The sequence below is a fragment of the Nitrosomonas halophila genome (genome assembly GCF_900107165.1).
Classification (GTDB): domain Bacteria; phylum Pseudomonadota; class Gammaproteobacteria; order Burkholderiales; family Nitrosomonadaceae; genus Nitrosomonas; species Nitrosomonas halophila.
In genome coordinates, this window is sequence record NZ_FNOY01000022.1 from 24,181 (window position 1) to 43,294 (window position 19,114).

The 19,114-nt window shown below is 53.1% G+C and carries 15 protein-coding genes; 4 read left to right on the forward strand and 11 right to left on the reverse strand.

All coding sequences use genetic code 11. The features are described 5' to 3' along the window. Nucleotides 1-57 precede the first annotated feature (57 nt). Nucleotides 58-189, reverse strand: a complete 132-nt coding sequence (locus BLV85_RS15795) for a hypothetical protein (RefSeq protein ID WP_281245728.1) — start codon at nucleotides 187-189, stop codon at nucleotides 58-60. A gap of 63 nt (nucleotides 190-252) precedes the next feature. Between BLV85_RS15795 and BLV85_RS07030 the strand changes: the two genes are divergently transcribed. Beyond that, nucleotides 253-1,857, forward strand: coding sequence for a sodium:solute symporter (locus BLV85_RS07030; RefSeq protein WP_090413674.1), 1,605 nt, complete (start codon nucleotides 253-255; stop codon nucleotides 1,855-1,857). A gap of 221 nt (nucleotides 1,858-2,078) precedes the next feature. On the opposite strand, the gene BLV85_RS07035 is transcribed toward BLV85_RS07030, so the two are convergent. The 3 genes from BLV85_RS07035 to mutL form a co-directional block, all read right to left on the reverse strand. Beyond that, on the reverse strand, nucleotides 2,079-4,811 hold the full coding sequence (locus tag BLV85_RS07035) for a cation-transporting P-type ATPase (protein WP_090413711.1): 2,733 nt from the start codon (nucleotides 4,809-4,811) through the stop codon (nucleotides 2,079-2,081). A 152-nt stretch (nucleotides 4,812-4,963) separates the two neighbouring features. Then, a complete protein-coding gene (locus tag BLV85_RS07040; protein ID WP_090413676.1) occupies nucleotides 4,964-5,410 on the reverse strand; it encodes a universal stress protein in 447 nt (148 codons plus the stop codon). Between the two features lie 225 nt (nucleotides 5,411-5,635). After that, nucleotides 5,636-7,429, reverse strand: coding sequence for a DNA mismatch repair endonuclease MutL (mutL, locus tag BLV85_RS07045; RefSeq protein WP_090413678.1), 1,794 nt, complete (start codon nucleotides 7,427-7,429; stop codon nucleotides 5,636-5,638). Between the two features lie 614 nt (nucleotides 7,430-8,043). On the opposite strand from mutL, the gene rpiA reads away from it, so the two are divergent. The 3 genes from rpiA (at nucleotide 8,044) to ppx (ending at nucleotide 11,115) form a co-directional block, all read left to right on the forward strand. After that, nucleotides 8,044-8,703: a ribose-5-phosphate isomerase RpiA gene (gene rpiA, locus BLV85_RS07050; RefSeq protein WP_176973964.1), complete on the forward strand. Its 660-nt coding sequence runs from the start codon at nucleotides 8,044-8,046 to the stop codon at nucleotides 8,701-8,703. Nucleotides 8,704-8,855: 152 nt separating this feature from the next. After that, on the forward strand, nucleotides 8,856-9,563 hold the full coding sequence (phoU, locus tag BLV85_RS07055; RefSeq protein WP_090413683.1) for a phosphate signaling complex protein PhoU: 708 nt from the start codon (nucleotides 8,856-8,858) through the stop codon (nucleotides 9,561-9,563). Nucleotides 9,564-9,594: 31 nt separating this feature from the next. After that, nucleotides 9,595-11,115, forward strand: coding sequence for an exopolyphosphatase (gene ppx, locus BLV85_RS07060; RefSeq protein WP_090413685.1), 1,521 nt, complete (start codon nucleotides 9,595-9,597; stop codon nucleotides 11,113-11,115). Between the two features lie 606 nt (nucleotides 11,116-11,721). Here the strand turns inward: ppx and BLV85_RS07065 are convergent. The 7 genes from BLV85_RS07065 to BLV85_RS07095 form a co-directional block, all read right to left on the reverse strand. Then, nucleotides 11,722-12,171, reverse strand: a complete 450-nt coding sequence (locus BLV85_RS07065) for a type IV pilin protein (protein ID WP_090413687.1) — start codon at nucleotides 12,169-12,171, stop codon at nucleotides 11,722-11,724. A gap of 303 nt (nucleotides 12,172-12,474) precedes the next feature. Then, nucleotides 12,475-15,864, reverse strand: coding sequence for a pilus assembly protein (locus BLV85_RS07070; protein WP_090413689.1), 3,390 nt, complete (start codon nucleotides 15,862-15,864; stop codon nucleotides 12,475-12,477). Between the two features lie 25 nt (nucleotides 15,865-15,889). Continuing rightward, a complete protein-coding gene (locus tag BLV85_RS07075) occupies nucleotides 15,890-16,450 on the reverse strand; it encodes a pilus assembly PilX family protein (RefSeq protein WP_090413691.1) in 561 nt (186 codons plus the stop codon). A gap of 59 nt (nucleotides 16,451-16,509) precedes the next feature. Further along, a complete protein-coding gene (locus BLV85_RS07080) occupies nucleotides 16,510-17,550 on the reverse strand; it encodes a PilW family protein (protein ID WP_090413693.1) in 1,041 nt (346 codons plus the stop codon). A gap of 7 nt (nucleotides 17,551-17,557) precedes the next feature. Further along, entirely contained in the window at nucleotides 17,558-18,001 is a 444-nt protein-coding gene (gene pilV / locus BLV85_RS07085; RefSeq protein ID WP_090413695.1) for a type IV pilus modification protein PilV, read from the reverse strand. Further along, complete coding sequence (locus BLV85_RS07090) at nucleotides 17,995-18,522, reverse strand: GspH/FimT family pseudopilin (RefSeq protein ID WP_245725120.1); 528 nt, start codon at nucleotides 18,520-18,522, stop codon at nucleotides 17,995-17,997. The genes pilV and BLV85_RS07090 overlap by 7 nt, the downstream gene beginning before the upstream one ends. Before the next feature lie 442 nt (nucleotides 18,523-18,964). After that, on the reverse strand, nucleotides 18,965-19,114 hold a 150-nt coding region (locus tag BLV85_RS07095; RefSeq protein ID WP_176973882.1), incomplete at its 5' end, for a transposase.

Here is a 19,114-nt window from a genome sequence, read left to right on the forward strand (position 1 = left end):
AGGATTAGTATATTAATCACGGCAAATGATTCCATAAAAACAGCTTCGACCAGAATATCAAAATACTGGGCGCTTGCGTGCAGCAGGTGGATTACGTTGCTGACGAGCCTGCCATTGTCCGCTACCATTATTGACAAGCAACCCGAAATGCGCGTGCAACAGAATATGTTCGAATGACCACCGAGACATGCCCAGACAATGCAGCGGATCAGCGCCAATCCACTATGCTGCTCCCATTTTTCGTGTGCCGACATGCCTGATTTTACACTTCACACCTACGATTACATGGTCATTGCCGGCTATGTAATCGTGATTCTCTGGATCGGATTGCGGGTATCCAGGAATACCCATGATACCGAGGATTATTTTCTTGCCAGCCGCTCATTGAGCTGGCCACTGATCGGTTTATCCCTCCTCGCTTCCAACATGTCATCGACCAGCCTCATCGGCATGGCCGGCAGCGCCTACAGCATCGGCATCTCGGTGTTCAACTATGAATGGATGGCAGCAATCGTACTGATCTTCTTCACCCTGTTTTTACTGCCACTGTTGTTAAACAGCCGCGTCTACACCATGCCGGAATTTCTGGAACGGCGCTATGACAGACGCGCCCGCTTCTATTTTTCCGCTTTTACCATCCTGGGAAATATTTTCATCGATACAGCTGGCGCACTCTACGCAGGCGCGCTGGTCATTTTTCTGCTTTACCCTGAAATACCTTTTGCGCTTTCGGTCATCATTCTTGCCATACTGGCCGGTGTCTATACCATTCTAGGTGGGCTGAAGGCGGTCGTTTATACCGATACGATTCAGGCAATCCTGCTGTTGCTTGGCGCCCTCCTGATTTCTGCCCTGGCATTCGGCCGACTGGACTACTCCTGGCAGACTGTCGCAAACAATGTCGACGCGAGCATGTTGCGCCTCATTCAACCGATTGATGACCCTTTTCTGCCCTGGCCCGGCCTGTTGTTTGGCGTCCCGCTGCTCGGCTTCTATTTCTGGTGCACCAATCAATTCATGGTACAACGTGTACTGGGTGCCAGAAACCTCGATCACGGGCGCTGGGGGGCGTTACTGGCAGGATTCTTGAAGCTGCCCATGCTCTTCATCATGGTCATGCCAGGCATCTTCGCCCTGTTCTTGTATCCCGATTTGCCTTCCCTGGATGCCTTCACGCCGGATATCGTATTCCCGGTATTGCTCTTCGATTTACTGCCCAGCGGATTGAGAGGATTGATACTGGTTGCGTTGATCGCTGCAATCATGTCTTCTATCGACTCCACCCTGAACGCGGCCTCCACACTGGTCACGATGGATTTCACCAAACTGCTGAAACCGGCATGGAACGAACAGCAGCTATTATTGGCGGGCCGGATTACGACCTTCATCTTCATGCTGATTGCCGCCATCTGGGCACCCATCATTGCCGATTTCCCCTCGCTCTGGGTCTATTTACAGTCGATACTGGCCTATCAGAGCCCACCCTTTGTCGCGGCACTGCTGCTGGGCATATTCTGGGGCGGGGCCCACAGGCAAGCGGCTTTCTGGGGGCTGATAGGCGGGCACCTGCTGTCCACATTGCTGTTCGTGGCCAATATGATATTCGGCGTCATCGATATCCATTTCCTCTATGTGGCGCCGATCCTGTTTGTATTCAGCAGCCTTCTGATCATGGTTATTTCCCTGATCAAGATCAGCGAACACGATCGCACATCCATCGAAGGTTTGCTCTGGAAAGCGAATACGTACAAGCAGGAAAGCAAAGCGCTGATGGATAAAGCATGGTATCAAAACTACAGGATACAGTCAGCCATCATACTTGCAATCACACTCCTGCTTCTGATTGGTTTCTGGTGACCAGCGGCCCCCATAGCCGTGGCCAGGTTTTTACCGGCACGGTTTGAATCAACCACGAATGGACATGAATTAACACGAATAATGCAAAGATTGTGCTTCGACCATCATTTGGCCAGTTATCACGTATTTGTCCTGCTGCATGACAAAACTCAATCCATGTGTGCATTGCCACCTAATCATTCGTGTGTATTCGTGTCCATTCGTGGTAAGCCACCAGAATGCTAACGTGGACGCGCAGGCGACGATTCTGCCGTAAATCCCAATAGGCCACGCAGCCATTTCTCGGACTCTAGTATCACCAACAATGCCACGCCGGCAAGCACGATCTCTATTCCCTGCATAACAGCCAGCGGCCGGGTGCCGAAGAACACTTCCATGAAGGGTGCATACGTGAACATCAGCTGCAATACGAGTACCGTGGCAACCGCCATCAAAACCGGCTTCGTTCCCTTGATACCTGTCATGGTAAACGAAGGGGCACGCAAGTAACGCACACTGAATAGATAAAACACTTCCATCGAGACCAATGTATTGACTGCAATCGTGCGCGCCTCTTCCAGCGCTGCCCCACGCATAAGCGCCAGTTCAAACATGCCGAAAATACCGATCAGAAAAAGTGTTGAAACCAGTGCAATACGCCAGATTAGGAATCCGGACAGAATGGGTTCAGACACCGGTCTGGGTGCGCGCCGCATCACATTCGGCTCAGTCGGCTCAAATGCCAATGCAAGCGCCAGTGCAACTGAACTTACCATATTCACCCATAAAATCTGTACCGGCGTAATCGGCAGTGTGGCGCCCATGATAATTGCAGCAATCAGCGCACCCGATTCGCCCCCATTGATCGGCAACAGAAAGGTAATTGATTTCTTGAGATTGTCGTAGACAGTACGGCCTTCTTCAATCGCGCGCTCAATCGAAGCAAAGTTATCGTCGGCCAGCACCATTTCTGCTGCCTCCTTCGCCGCCTCGGTCCCTTTCACACCCATCGCCACACCGACATCCGCCCGCTTCAGGGCGGGGGCGTCATTCACGCCATCACCGGTCATCGCCACCACTTCATCATTTGCCTGGAGAGCCTCCACCAGTCGCAGCTTGTGCTCCGGACTCGAACGCGCAAACACGTCAACTTCAGCAACCAGTTTGCGCAGACTGGCATCATCCAGCGACTCGATATCCTTACCTTCAACCGCCTTGATGCCGTCACCAATGCCCAGCTGTTTGCCAATCGCACGCGCAGTGATCAAATGATCGCCGGTAATCATTTTTACACGGATGCCGGCCTCCCGACAGGTTTCAACCGCGACAATCGCCTCGTCCCGCGGCGGGTCGATAATGCCGACCAAGCCGAGTAAAGTCAGGTTGTCTTCCACATCCCCGAACTGTAGGGCATGTTTATCATTATCGAAGCATTTGGTGGCGATCGCCAAAACGCGCTCACCCTGTGAAGCAAGATGATTGATCAGCGATTCCCAGTGTTCGCGATTCAGTTCCCGATCACGGCCATTGTGGCGTTCCTTGCCACACATCAGCAACACCCGCTCCGGGGCACCCTTGACGTAGGCAAACACATGGCCATCATGGTCATGATGCAAAGTCGCCATGAAACGGTGTTCAGACTCGAATGGAATCACATCGGTGCGCGGCCGCGTTTCTTGCTCGGATGCAGGATCGAGGCGCGCCTTCAATGCCAGCGTGATCAACGCACCCTCGGTCGGATCACCTTCCAGTTCCCAAACATCTTGATTATGCCGCAACCGAGCATCGTTACACAGCAAACCGGCCCGTGCCAACTCTATCAGGTCGCCATGTTGATCGGGACCGGTCTCGGCATCAGCCAACAGGAAATCCCCATGGGGGGCGTAACCTACGCCAGTGACCGAAAATTGCCGATCACCACACACCACATTTTGCACCGTCATCTCGTTACGGGTAAGCGTACCTGTTTTATCGGAGCAGATGACTGTCACCGAACCCAGAGTTTCCACCGCAGGCAACCGCCGAATGATGGCATGTCGCCCTGCCATGCGCTGCACGCCAATTGCCAGCGTGATTGTCATAATGGCCGGGAGACCTTCCGGGATGGCGGCAACCGCGAGGCTGACTGCAGCCAGAAACATATCTGCCGCCGTATAGTCACGCAAATAAATGCCGAATGTGAACGTGAGTGTGGCAAAAACCAGAATCGCACCCGTCAACCAATGGGCGAACTTGCCCATCTTGCGTGTCAACGGCGTTGAAATTTCTTCCACCTTCGCGATCATCGCACTGATCCGGCCGATTTCAGTTGCCTCACCGGTGGCAATGACAACGCCAGCTGCCTGACCATAAGTGACCAGCGTACCGGAATACGCCATGGAGAGACGGTCTCCGATCCCTGCTTCCTCCTCGACCGGATTCACATGCTTTTCCACTGGCTCGGATTCACCTGTCAACACAGCTTCATCCACTTTCAGTGTACGCACCTCGAACAAGCGCAGATCGGCAGGCACTTTGTCACCTGACACCAGCAGCACAATATCGCCAGGCACCACCTCCTCGGCTGGAATTTCGTGGGTCTGGCCTTCTCGGCGCACGACTGCATGCGGCGACAACATTTTTCGGATTGCATCCAGCGCACGCTCCGCTTTGCCTTCCTGGATAAAACCGATGACTGAATTTACCAGTACCACACCGAGAATAACGCCGGTATCCACCAGATGGCCGAGCATCGCCGTGACTGCCGCCGCCGCCAGCAGCACATAGATCAAAACGTTGTGAAACTGCATCAGAAAACGTTTAAACGGTCCCCGGCGCTGCGCGGGTTTCAAGCGATTCCGGCCATATGCTTCGAGCCGGTGCGCAGCCTCTTCCTGAGTGAGTCCCCGAGGGTCACTTTTAAAGTGTTCCAGCACCTCGTTTGTCGCATGGGCGTGCCATGGTTGAGCAGATATCTTTTTCTGGTTTTGTGTCATGGAAAAGTCCTGATTTGGCTTGGAATTGTTAATCAATGTCGGCACGAAATTCTGGCTGGTCTCGATCAACCAAGATATTCAGTTTCTATCGCGCCCCTGCCCAGATCAATAGTCTTATTACGTTCTAATTTCTGCCATCCTGTCAACAAGCATCAATGCTCCTGGCCACGAATCAGCAAGACGGGAATCGGTGCAATCCGCACCAAACCTTCTGCCACACTGCCAAGCAACAACCGGCTAAAGCCTGTATGACCATGTGTGCCGATAACGATCAAATCAGCCTGCCAGCGCTCGGCTTCGGCTACCAGCAGTTGCGCAACGCGCTCCTTGCTCGCCTGAATTATCCTGGTTTCAGCCTCCAGGCCAACTTCTTTGACGAGCATTTCGGCTTCGGTGAGTATCTTTTCCCCACAGCTACGAACTGTTCTCTGCAATTCTTCGTAACTGATATAGTCTTTGCTAATTAGATAAACGATGTCCTCATAAACATGCACGAGTTCCAGTTGGGAACCTAGCAGTTGCGCCAATTTGACCGCTTCTTGCACAGCACGGTTTGAAGTTGGACTACCGTCAACTGGAACCAGGATTTTTTGGTACATAACATCTCCTGAAATTTTTTAATTGAATATCTATCCGTTTTGCATGTTCATTCTAATCTTAGGAGTCGCTCATAAATAACTGTAACACTCATTCCTTCACGGCTCCTTATCATTGCTGCTGCGCACATGAACTGCCTCGCTTTTATGACATGATCAAACAGCTTCTCGACCACAACCGGAAGGTGCGCAAGCGTACCCGAAAACAATAACTATAAAGCGGCCAATTTATTTCCCGCGCATGAACATCTTATCCAGTTCGGCAAGACTGATTTCAAACCAGGTTGGCCGGCCGTGATTGCATTGATCGGAACGCTCGGTCGCCTCCATTTTACGGAGCAGTTCATTCATTTCGGTGATTGTCATGGCTCGATTGGCGCGTACGGCACCATGGCAGGCCATGGTGGCCAACAGCTCGTTACGGCGGGCCGAAAGCAACTGATCCGGGTTCCCGTCCCTGATTTCATTCAGTATCTCACGCACCAGTTTTTCGATATCCGCATGCTGCAATATAGCCGGGACTGCACGCACGACCAGCGTCGTTGCCGAGAGCGCAGCTAATTCCAGCCCCAGTTTCTGCAAGGCCGCCTGGTTCTCCTCAACCGTGGCAATATCCAGGCTATCTGCATGAAATGTGACCGGTATCAACAACCTCTGTGTGGGCAGCGCCTGCTGGTCCATTTTCGATTTAAGCGCTTCATAGACAATTCTTTCATGGGCGGCATGCATGTCGACAATGACCAGGCCCCGCGCATTTTGAGCCAGGATATATATGCCATGCAGCTGCCCCAAGGCAAAACCCAATGGCGGAAGATTTGCCGAGGATTCCCCCGGCGCGGGCTGGCCAGGGTCAGATGGCCTGCGGGCTTCATCACCAAACAGAACCTGATAAAAGGAGGAAGGCTGCGCAAGCGCATTGGACGGCAGATTCGACTGCCGGAGATAACCCGCACCGGCATGACCCTGATGATCTGGCGGCCGGATTGCGGCAGAAGACGGCTCGGGTGAAGCGGTTTGCTGTGCCTTGATCGCACTGCGTGGGGAGGCCAAAGCCTTGCTCACACCATGATAGATAAACTGGTGCACTGCGCGCCCATCACGAAAACGCACCTCGGTTTTGGTCGGATGGACATTGACATCGACCGACTCTGGATCGACATCGAGATGCAGGACAAACGCCGGATGGCGATCCAAATGCAGCACATCACGGTAAGCTTCCCGCAGGGCGTGGGCAATCAGCTTATCCCTGACAAAGCGGCCGTTGACAAAAAAGTATTGCATATCGCGCGTGGCGCGTGAGTAGGCCGGCAACGCAAGCATGCCCTGCAAGCCAATGCCTGCCGAACATTCACTCACCCAGGTCGCGGCTTGCGCAAATTCTTCGCTCAACACCTCACGCACACGCCGTTCGACCGCCATCGCTTGCCAGTGACTGCGCAATTTGCCGTTATGCCGCAGGGTGAAAGCAATGCCAGCATGAGACAATGCCATGCGCCGGAATACTTCTTCACAATGCGCAAATTCGGTCGCCTCGGTTTTGAGAAATTTGCGACGTGCTGGCAAGTTAAAGAAAAGATCGCGAATTTCCAGAGTCGTACCAGCCGGATGAGAAGCCGGCTCAGGCTGAGAAATCTGCCCGCCTTCTGCCTGGATCTGCCAGGCATGTTGTGCACCCGATCGCTGACTGATGAGCTGCAAATATGAAACGGAGGCGATACTGGCCAGACCTTCTCCCCGAAAACCCAGGCTGGTAATTTTCTGCAAATCCGCCTGATTGCTGATCTTGCTGGTTGCGTGACGCATGAGAGCCAGCGACAGCTCGTCGCTGGGAATTCCCACGCCATTGTCACTGACGCGAATCTGCTTGAGTCCCCCTTGTGCAATCGTTACCGCAATATCGGTTGCACCGGCATCGATGGCATTCTCCAGGAGCTCTTTCAGCACAGAAGCTGGACGCTCGATCACCTCCCCAGCTGCAATTTGATTGATCAGACCATCTGGAAGCAGTTTGATTGCGCTCATCTCCACCTCCGTTCAACCATCCGTTCATGCCTTGGAAATATCAAAATCAACCTTTCCCTATTTCAACATAAAATCCTGCATCGCCCGCCCGGTTACGCCTGTAATGACCAAGATGCGCATCCTGCCTGTTCATGCTGAAATCGAACCGCAACCAGTACGATTGCCATCAGCTTTGATTGATTCAATGATTATACTCGCCTGAAGTTATGGTACGCTTAAAGCCAAGGGTATGTTACCTAGGAGACTGCTCGAGAATAATAGACTGATCTACTGCGGACGAACCTGCCAGGCGGGATTTTTCGATCCTTTTCGTTGAATAGAACCACTATTCGCCTCAAATGAACGAAAAATCCCGCTCAGCCAGCTTCGCCCTCGCTACGATCGCTATTCTCGGACAGCTTCCTAGCCGGGAGTAAGCCGGACAAAGGAGATGCTGATCAGCAAGTGAAAAAAGCCATGCTTTAGGTTGCCAGAGGCAACAATCATCGCGCTACCGAAACCAAAGCCAGAGCCAAAAAGCTGATCCATTCACCCCCAATCCGGCAAATTCCTCAATGCGCCGGCATCATGCCTCTATTTGATGCCGGGTTTCCGGAATTAGCCATAAAATTATCATGACACAAGACGAACAAAAACTGGCGGTTGCTCAGGCCGCCATACAACATGTGCCGGTTGGCAGCGTGATCGGCGTCGGCACTGGTTCAACAGCCAATCTTTTTATTGACGAGCTGGCCAAGATCAAGCATAAAATCGAAGGCGCGGTAGCCAGCTCCGAAGCGACTACTGAGCGTCTCAGAAAGCACGGGATCGAAGTCCTGGACCTCAACTCCGTCACGGATTTGCCGGTCTATGTGGACGGCGCAGATGAAATCACCCGTCACTTGCATATGATCAAAGGAGGCGGTGGCGCCTTGACGCGCGAGAAAATTGTAGCCGCGGTTGCCAGAAAGTTCATTTGTATTGCCGATCAAACCAAACTGGTCGACATATTGGGAAAATTCCCCCTGCCTGTTGAGGTCATACCGATGGCGCGCAGTTATGTCGCACGTGAAATTGCATTACTGGGCGGACAGCCGGCATTGCGCCAAGGATTCAAAACCGATAACGGAAACGTCATCCTGGATGTGCATAATCTGCATATCATGAACCCCGTCGAGCTGGAAACCACGCTCAACCAACTGACGGGCGTTGTAACCAATGGATTGTTTGCCAGAAGAGGTGCCAATCTATTGCTGCTGGGCACCGATCACGGCGTGGAAACCATCACGGTCTGACCGGCTGTTGAACATGCATGGCAGCGAAACGAGCAGATTGCACGCTTCGCTGTCCTGATCCACACGCATCTTCCTGTTACAGCGCCCTTTGCAATAAAAGTATCATCATTCAGACATAAAATCGCATAATCGCTTCTCTGCAGGATCCCAAAATGAACCACAAAGAGCATATTTCAAAAAAATTCGACGCCGACCTAGAAGATGTTCGCACACGTGTATTACAAATGGGAGGGCTGGTTGAAGAACAGATCGAGCGCGCCGTCGAGGCATTGACTGAAGGTAATGAACACATGATCGAACAGGTGATCGACAACGATCATCGTGTCAACGCCATGGAAGTCAAAATCGATGAGCTCTGTTGCCAAATCATCGCACGCAGACAACCTGCTGCCGGTGATCTGCGCATGATCATGACCGTGATCAATACCATCACCGACCTGGAACGAATGGGGGATGAAGCCGCAAAAATCGCGCGTATGGCGAAGCTGATTTATTCTGCCGACCGCATGTACGTCCCGCGCTTTGTTGAAATCAAGCATATCGCCAACATCGCTATCAACATGTTGCACAAGGCGCTCGACGCTTTCGCCCGGCTGGATCCGAATGCGTCGGCAGAAATTGTGCGTCAGGATGAACAGGTGGATGAAGAATTCCGCTCGATTATTCGCCAACTGATCACTTTCATGATGGAAGATCCCCGCAAGATCTCTACCGCGATCGAAATTCTTTTTGCGGCCAAGGCAATCGAACGGATCGGCGATCATGCAAAGAACATGTCTGAATACGTGGTTTACATGGTAAAAGGCAAGGATGTACGCCATGTCACAGCAGATGAACTCGAACATGAAATAAGAAAATAAAACCTCCTTTACAGATCACAAGCCGACAGCCATGCATGAATACTCAACGCTTGCCGCAGTTGATCTAGGTTCCAACAGCTTTCACTTGCAAGTGGCACGGGTCGTGGACAAGCAGCTTTACCCACTGGACAGTCTGAAAGAAATGGTACAGCTTGCGGCTGGCCTCTCCGCCGACGAAATGCTCGATGAAGCGTCCCAGAGTCGTGCAATTGTCTGCCTTGAACGCTTTGGGGAGCGCTTGCGCGGTTTTCCGCTACATGCGGTTCGGGTGGTCGGGACAAATTCGCTGCGCGTTGCCAGAAATGCAGCCAGCTTTCTCGACAAAGCTGAGCAGGCACTGGGCTTTCCAATTGAAATCATCGCCGGTCATGAGGAAGCGCGCCTCATTTACCTGGGTGTGGCGCATAGCCTGCCGGCCGCCGATAACAACCGGTTTGTCATCGATATCGGCGGAGGCTCGACCGAACTCATTGTCGGCAACCGACTGGAATCCAGAAAACTGGAAAGCCTTTATTTCGGCTGTATCAATCATAGCCAGCGATTCTTTCCTGATGGAAAAATCACCAAAGGCGCGATGAAGCGCGCGGAGCTCGCTGCACGGACAGAACTGCAAGCGGTCTCAGCCGAATTCTCTTCCACCCACTGGCAGGAGGCCTATGGCGCATCCGGTACCGCCCGCGCGATCGCCCGCATTCTCATGCTGAACAACTATCAAGAAAATGCCGACGACGAATCCATTACACCCGCTGGACTGGAAAGGCTGCGCGAAACGCTGATCAAAATCGGTGATGCCAGGAAGCTCAGCCTCAACGGATTGAATCCCAGGCGCAAACAAGTGATTGCGGGTGGATTTGCCATCCTGTCAGCAGCCTTCACCGAACTGCGCATCGAGCGCATGGCAGTCACGACCGGCGCGCTCCGCCTGGGTGTGCTCTACGACATGCTGGGCCGCTTCCACAAGGAAGACATGCGGGAAGTATCCGTGCAGGAATTTATGCAACGCTATCGGATCGATCCGGTTCAGGCTGCCCGCATCGAATCGCTGGCGATCTTTTTCGGCAAGCAGCTGTTGGCCCATCATACCGACCAAGAAGAAGCGGAAGATGCCCTGAAACTGCTTGCCTGGGCAGCTCGACTGCATGAAATCGGCATTTCAGTCGCGCATACCAGCTATCACAAACATTCGGCCTATATTCTTGACAATGCTGATATCCCCGGCTTTTCCAGGATGGAACAAAGACAGCTTAGCCAGCTGGTACTTTCACACCAGGGCTCACTGACCAAAGTCAGGGATTTTCTCTCTGATCCCATTGATCTCTCCCGCTCGATCGCCTTGCGATTAGCGGCCATATTCCACCGCAGCCGCACACATATTGACCTGCCTGAAATGTCATTATCGATTGACAACCCATGCTGCCGGCTATGCATTCCACAATCATGGCTGGAATGCAACCCATTGACCGAGACCCTGCTGAGCAACGAAACCGAGGCATGGTCCAAGGTCGACATCGATTTCCGCATTGAGGATCCTTCCGGCAGGGAACCTGCCTGATCCCACAAAAGCTAGGAGGCTGTCCGAGAATAGCGATCGTAGCAAGGGCGAGGCTGGTTGAGCGGGATTTTTCGATCATTAGGGCTCGTTAATGAATAACTTGAGCATACGCTGGGGTCGCTTTTGGCGCAGACCAAGGCGCAAGGCACGCCGTTGTGTCATTCACAACAAGTGGCTTGCAACGCCGGTATGCGCCAAAAGCGACCCCAGCCCGAAGGGTTGTTGCGTATTCGGGCATCTGCGGCGTTGCGAGGCTTGCGAATGGAATAACCATTCGGCTTCGCCTCGCGCCTTGCATCTTTCCCGAATACGTAACAACGTATGCCCAAGTTATTCATTAACGAGCCCTAAGAGGTGAATAGTGGTTCTATTTAACGAAAAGGATCGGAAAATCCAGCCAGCCAGAATCGTCCGCAGTAGATCAGTCTATTCTCGGACAGCCTCCTAGCACTCCGTTCCGTCAATTAGCTTACAAATGAAATCGATGGATTCGCCTGCCAGGCTAGGCGCAAACCGCAGTCATAGCCGTAGCTATGGCGAGGATTTGCAACAACGCATGACAGGCGAAGGCACGATTTCATGTAAGCGGTTTGGCGGAACGGAGTGCTAGCGCTGCCAGCATTCTGCAGCCGTCACCGCCGCGCTTGCGTCAGCGCCTCTTGCACCCGTGTGTGTCAGCGTCAGCATGCCGCACATATCATCAGCCATGCTGCCAACCGGAATCGCCTCCAGAGTGTAAGCGTTGTGAGTCGGCATGGCCGATGCAAACTGAATCCTGTATTTGGCCACACCCACTCTAGGCGCCTGTGTCACCGTCAGCACGAATATATCACCCGCACTATTCCGGTCGTAACGATTTACCTCAGTAAAATTTCGTTCCAATGCTTGCGCCATCTCCAGCAGAATGATCTTGGCTTCCGACCGGTGCACACGCCGGACATGTTCCTGATAGGCAGGATAGGCGAGCGAGGCAAGGATACCGGTCACTGCCACCACAATCAGAAGTTCAATCAAGGTAAATCCGCCATTTCTGGCTTGCATCCGGTCAAATACCATTTCGCACCCTCCATGTGATGATGTAAGGGCTCGTTAATGAATAACTTGGGCATACGCTGGGGTCGCTTTTGGCGCATACCAAGGCGCAAGACACGCCGTTGTGTCATTCACAACAAGTGGCTTGCAACGCCGGTATGCGCCAAAAGCAACCCCAGCCCGAAGGGTTGTTGCGTATTCGGGCATCTGCGGCGTTGCGAGGCTTGCGAATGGAACGACCATTCGGCTTCGCCTCGCGCCTTGCATCTTTCCCGAAGACGTAACAACGTATGCCCAAGTTATTCATTAACGAGCCCTAACAATCTGTTACTGTATCTGTTTCCAGGATCGGCGCGGCCAAGGGGCAGGATTGCGGATGAGGATATTTTCCAATCCATCCGAAGTGGTCGCAGCCAGGATATGAATGGAACCGCCCGCGTCCATCATGACCGATTGCCCGCGTATTCCCTCTGAACCCATGCCGGCCACCCTGTCGTCATCGCTGTCGAATCGGCCATCGGCATTGGTGTCGAATTGGGGCGTGGTCAGCATGCCACCCGTTTCAGCGTCCAACAGCATAACCCAATGTCGGCCACCCGCTTCGCATGGATCACGGGAAGGAATCAGCGTCGCAAACACAATCCGTCCGTGATTCAACCTTGGCATCATGACGGCACGCTCCCCGTCCGGCGATGCCGTTGAGGGTGCCAGCAAATCGATATACCAACCCCGCTTGGTCTGCCAATCAACGCTCTCATTCGACACGCTTCGTTTGGCAAAAGATGCCCCCGTTTCACTCACAATTGTTTGTGCCTGCAACACGCTGCGGTCTGTTTCTGGAATTCTGCTGCCGTTGTCCCAGATTCCGTAAACACTCTGCACCCGGGTGTCACTACGGTCTCCTGCAGTCATAAATTGGCCGGTGCCAAAAAAGATGGCATACCCGCCTTCGGGATGGTGGCCAATCTCCAGCGGGGATGTGATGGGTTGCACCTGGTTGTCCGCATTTCTAGCAGTAAACAATGGGTGGTTACTGCTGCCGGACTGATACGCCACACCCCATCGGGCTGGATCGCTGTGCGATAGATCGAACTTCCAAATATTGCCTTGCAGATCCCCGGCATAGACGATATCGATGCGCCTGTCGCCATTGCTATCGACCAATGCCGGGCTGGAAAGGCCGTTATGGATACTGGCATCGGTGGCAATTTTCTTGATCAGTTCACCTGTCTGCAGATTGACGATCAATAAATAGGACCGGCCACTGTCGCTGTGATAGCCATTGCCGATAATCGCGGCCCAGTCACCATTATTCAACAGCGCAATCTTTGCCTGGCCATGAACATACCCCAAATCGGGATCGGAAAACTCCCAGAGCACGGATGCTGCAGAAAAACTTTCTGGGGTGGTAATATCCAGCGCAAATACACTTTTTCCACCACCGCCCAATGTTCCCAGCAGAATCGTCTTCCAGCCACTCGGAGCACCAATATAGGCATCGCCAGCGTAAGCGTCGCCATCGACATAAGGGCGGTATGCATAATCGGGTGAAGTGAGCCGGCTCAGATTTGCATAAACCGATTCGGGAACGTAAGCGAACAATTCTCTGCCGGTTTCGGCATGGAAAGCGTGCAGCATGCCATCGTTGGCACCGGCATAGATGACCGGCGTACGACTGGTATTCATATGGACGTAAGCAGGATAAGCGGCCCGACCGGGCATGTCCGCAGGGAAAGCACCATAACCGAAATCCAGGGCCTGCACATACAATAAATCAGAATTGACGATTGCACCCAGCACGCCATTGTCACGCTGACGCAACATGCCACCCCGATTCACTTCAGCAGTTTGGTCACCGCGCAACCAATTTAGGCGTGATGCGCCCAGTCCATCGTTGTCCCCTGCCATATTTGTATTCAGTGCCAGCTGCTGCTGAACCGATAGCCGGGAAAAATTGGCAGCGGTAAATGCCAGGCCCTGCGCGCCATTGTGCGTGTAGATCGAACGGCTGGCATGCCCTGGCAATTGCGCAGAGGCTTCCCAGCGCATGGCGCCGGGCGATGCGTCAGGCGCCAGAGTGAATGCATAAAGCCGACCGCTCCAATCCGAACTGTTGAATTTGGCCTGATAGACTTGCGCATCACCGGCAACGCGGCTGGAATTGGTCGTGACCGCAGTCCCCGAATCCAGACCGGCAACCCCTGGAATGAGAGCGTCGTGCAATCTGTCAATAGACGAGATGAGATCAAGAGCACTAAAAAACCTACCTCGACTGTTGACTGCGGCATGCCAAAGATCATCGATTTTCTCAGCATAATGGTCATCGGGCACTGGATCAGGCCAGCTCTCCGGCCCGCTCGGCAAGCCGGTGCGCGTCCCGTGGGCATCCACCCCAATCATGAAATTCACCATATGCTGCCAGAAGGCCGGATTCCTGGCATTGACCGGCACCTTGTTCTCGAGATCCGGCCGCAGATCATTTTTCCAGTAATGCATCGCTATATCGGCGAGCGTATCACTGTAATCGTCCGCATAAGGCAAGGCGGGTTCATACCGGCAAGTCGCTGGCGCAGCATGGGAGCGATGATGAATATGACTCGGGCCAGCCGTATTGTCCGCATTGCCTATCCCGGCAGGTGCCGCACCATTCCAACCACCATCGGTCACCAGGATATGATAATTCTGCCGGCATGCCGCCTGGATACCACCACTCTGGCCAGGTGTGTCGCTCCACGGACCTTGGTCATCGGTACGCATCAAATACCGGCCGACGTTACTCATCGCTTGACGCAAAGGCGAATTCAGTGTCGAGATAGTGTGCTCGTAGAGCATATCGTAGAAAGCGTCTCGATGCGCACCGGAAAATTGCCTGACACCAGCGACCAGCGTTTCCGTTGTCAGTCCGTCCACATTGCTGCCGCCCTGGTTGATGGCAGCGAACCCCACTCGCATATTGCCGCCTTGAGCGGCGAACATCCGCCCCACTACCGCCCGTACCAGCAAAATACGCGAGCGGTAATAGGTATACCAGTTCGCGAAATTCTGAATTTCTTCCGCATAGCTGCAAACAGGCGCCATGGCACAATCAGTTCTACCCGGTCCACCATCGTAATACGGTCGAGCGGGTTTGATTTCAATCCGGGAATAACTGTCAGCAGAATTGATAGCCCCACCGTGGTACTGAAAATAGACTGCAGGAAAGAAAGTGCGGCTCTCTGCCTGCCAGCTGCTGCCACTGTCGAGCCAGTCGGCATGCTGGGTATTGTCCGCACGCAAATCCCGGCAGCCTGCACCTGTATTGAATGGATTATGCGCCGCACAGGCCTTGTCGGCATCACGCATCAACGTACCATCTGCCTGGCTCCAGGGAAGATAGCGCACTGCAGGATCATAGTAGATCTTGTTGATACTGCTGGTACGCAGCATGGCTGCGCGCCAATTGTCCAGATCAAAATCGACCACCCGGTTGGCATGGTCATCTCCGCCATAAACGCCAACCGCTCTCGGATAAACAAAACGTGCGTCCTCCACAATCAGCCCTTCAGGCACAATTTCCGACTGCATCGAACCCGAATCGTCTAACGTAACAATGATGTTCGGATCAATAGCTGGCATCAAGGACAACGGCACGTCGACCAGAGGCAGCACAGCCACTGCCTGCAATGGCATCCATAGCAACCATCCCCCGGTCAGAAAGTATCCGGCTGTAGCTGGCATATTATTCCTGGTTGGCAGCATCGGCCTATCGTTGATAAGTGCTCTGTAATAACACCACGGCCGACCGGGTCCCGCCCACCCCTCGGGAAATGATGCGAAACAGGTTTGCATGCGCTGAATTACCGGATTGCTGCGCACTGCCACCTGATCCCATGGCAGGCACACTTACCAATTGCTCGATCACATATCTGGGTTGGCTAGCTACATCATCGATAATGCCTTCAACCAGTCTGCCATGGGTTTCCCATTCAGGCCAGCCAACAGGATCAGGCACCGGCGCAAATACATGATGATAAAGTCCACCGGACCCATCAAAAGCTGGCAGTGCGGCTTGTTGCAAGAATGCTTCTGCCGAACGCAATGCGGCTTCCGCTGCCTGGAAGGCCATTGTTTCATCGCGCAGATTACCGGCCATTCTTTCTTCCAGCAGCGTTCCCTGCAGGGCACTCGTTCCCAGCAAGGTCAGGACAACCAGAAAAATAAGGCCTGTCAGCAGTACGATGCCACGTTGTGCGCAAGGAAAAGTTGCCATTTTATCCACAATCATTGATCCGACCTTGCCAACGCGATCAGTCGCAATTCGCATACCCCATATATTTTATCAAAAGTACAAATTGTCGATTTCATGTTCATCTTGTTGATGAATCAGGAAGTCCGGTTACGCAGCGCGATCACGGTTGAGAATGTCCGCCTGAGCCGTCGATCCGTGGCTGTGGTCGTCATACCGTTGAAGCGATAGGTTTGAGGATGGCTGACAATCCCGTCTTCCACTGACTGTAGCAGCAGGCTGATGCGCACGCTGACCACAGCACCCCAGTCCACAACCTGATCAGCAGACCGGTAAACATCTGCCGACCGATTCCCATCCAGATCCTCCCCATATTGAATTTGCATATTCTCCACCCCTTCTATCAGCTCCTCAGCGGCCATCGTTCCCCTTTTCCAATACAGGGCTGGAATTTTGTTGGGGTTGTTTCGAATATAGTAAGTACGCGTCAGCATGCGCATCACCTCACCATCGACGTATACCTTGCCCAAAGCCCGGGTCCGGTTACCGGGTGTACCCGTTCCGGTATCATGCGCCAGAATATCCTGCCCCGCTGACATATGCCTATGTGTCACCTGAAAAACAGCGGCAGCAACACAATCAGCCACCAGTACAATGTCGCCGAGTTCCAGTCCACTACCTGCCGATACCCCAAGATCGGCAGCACCGGGCGGGCTGCTCTCCGGATGCGACAGGACTCGGTTTTCATCCCCATCGACGCCACGCACGACAATAATATCCCGCCCGCCCAGGGGACTTGGTATCGTGCCGGCTGGAGATGGCAATGCAGGCATCCAGGCGCTCGACCCAATGGCTTCAAATCCTTCCAACGGCACACCAAAGTTCCAGAAAAAATCCGTGGCATTATTCAAGGTGTTGTTGAGTCCTACATCACTTCCTCCACACCCTTGATAACCTGCCATGCGTATATCCCTGGATAGAATCTGAAATGCATAACGCGCATTTTCCTGAATTCTTGCCAGTGCCTCGTTGACGCGATAAGTGCGCTGACTGGAAAATAACATCGTACCCAGCCCCTCCAGCAGCACCAGTCCGATCGTCAGTGCCACCATCATTTCGACCAACGTCAGCCCCCGTTCCTTGTGGATATATGTTCGAGCACCAGCACGCCGGTTCATGACGTTCTCATAACCGGGTTGTCACGACCAGTTGCTGGACAGGCAAGGCACCACGGCTGTCATCCCATTGAATGGTGATGGTCACTTTATTGCTGGCGTCCACATCGATCGCACCAGTTCCGGCAGGCAGGCTTAATGCCAACTCATTCAGCCACTGGATCAAATCCTGTTCGGGAATCGTACTGCCAGCAGGCTTGGCTGCGCCAATCGCAAAGTTATAGTTACCCTGGCCGGCTTCGCCCCGATTGGCCCGCATACTGTCCAGCATGCTGTAGGCCAGCATGGAAGCCATAGAACGGAAACTCGCGCTTTGGCTGTAAGTCAGCCCTATCGATTGCAGGCCAGCCAATCCAAGCAGACCGATGCCCAGAATGATGACTGTCACCAGGATTTCCAGCAAACTGAAGCCTGCCTGCAACGCCTGATGGGTGTGCTGTTTTATTTTCAGCATGAGAACGCCGCGACATCCACTCTTGGCCGGCCTGAATGATTGATGATGATTCTTCGCCCTTGCTCGGCATGACAAAGATAGAACGAGCCGTTCGGCAAATTTCCACTGCCGCGGCTACGCCCGTTTGGCAGGAATGAGATCCAGTTTTTGAACTGGTTATCGGCCTTGAGTGTCATGCCATGCAGTCCCGTAAAGACCCTCAGCACCTGGTCACCGCCATCAATCGTGCCGGCCTTGCCTCCATCGCTGAAAATCAGCCACCCAGCCTGCCAGTCGCCCGTGTCGACACAGCTGCCGCCATCCGCGCTTTTACAGATGGTGACCCTCATACCCCGCTTCACCGCCTCGGAGCGGGTGTAATGAAGTGAGGCCAGTAACTCATTGGCCCGCGCAGACAATTGCGTCCGCGCCATCAAGGTTTGATAACCCGGCATGGCGATGGAAACCAGAACAGCGGCCAGGCTGAGAACAATCATTAGCTCCAGCAGGGTGAAGCCTTTGGGAATCGATTTGGCTCTCACGCTCAATAGGCCCTATCTGTGCGTGAAAAAACTGTTTCTATAGGACGCTAGCTGTATGCGACCAGCCGAATCCATCTCGATAGTGACCATATTCCTACCGCTCTCCTCCGAATACGCATATTGCGCTAACGACTCATATTTTTGGATTCTTTAGCTTTTTGCAGCGCGATAAATCCAGGGCTGAACGCTTGCTGTTCGGGGAGACCAGGCCACCCTCAGTGACTTCAATTTTGACTAAAGTCAATGAATTTTCTGTCGATGACATGGTTTGGAAGATTCTCTTCCAATAATTCCGCATGAATTCTTTTCTGTTTTTTGGATATTTTTCAAGCCAGATACACAGCAGTATCCAGCTACTGGAAATTGCAACTAAACAACCACCAGCTAAAGCTGGTGGGTTAGTGACAATGACTAAAGTCAGGATACGGGTCTTAAGACCCGTTTAGCTTTCGGTTCTGAAATTATCATCACCTTTAGGTTCAAAATGATGCTCCAAATAGTTTTGAATCATTTCTTCTGTCAGTTCTCCTGATGTTACACAAAAGTATCCTCGCGCCCAAAAATGGCGCCCCCAGTAGCGTTTTTTTAAGTC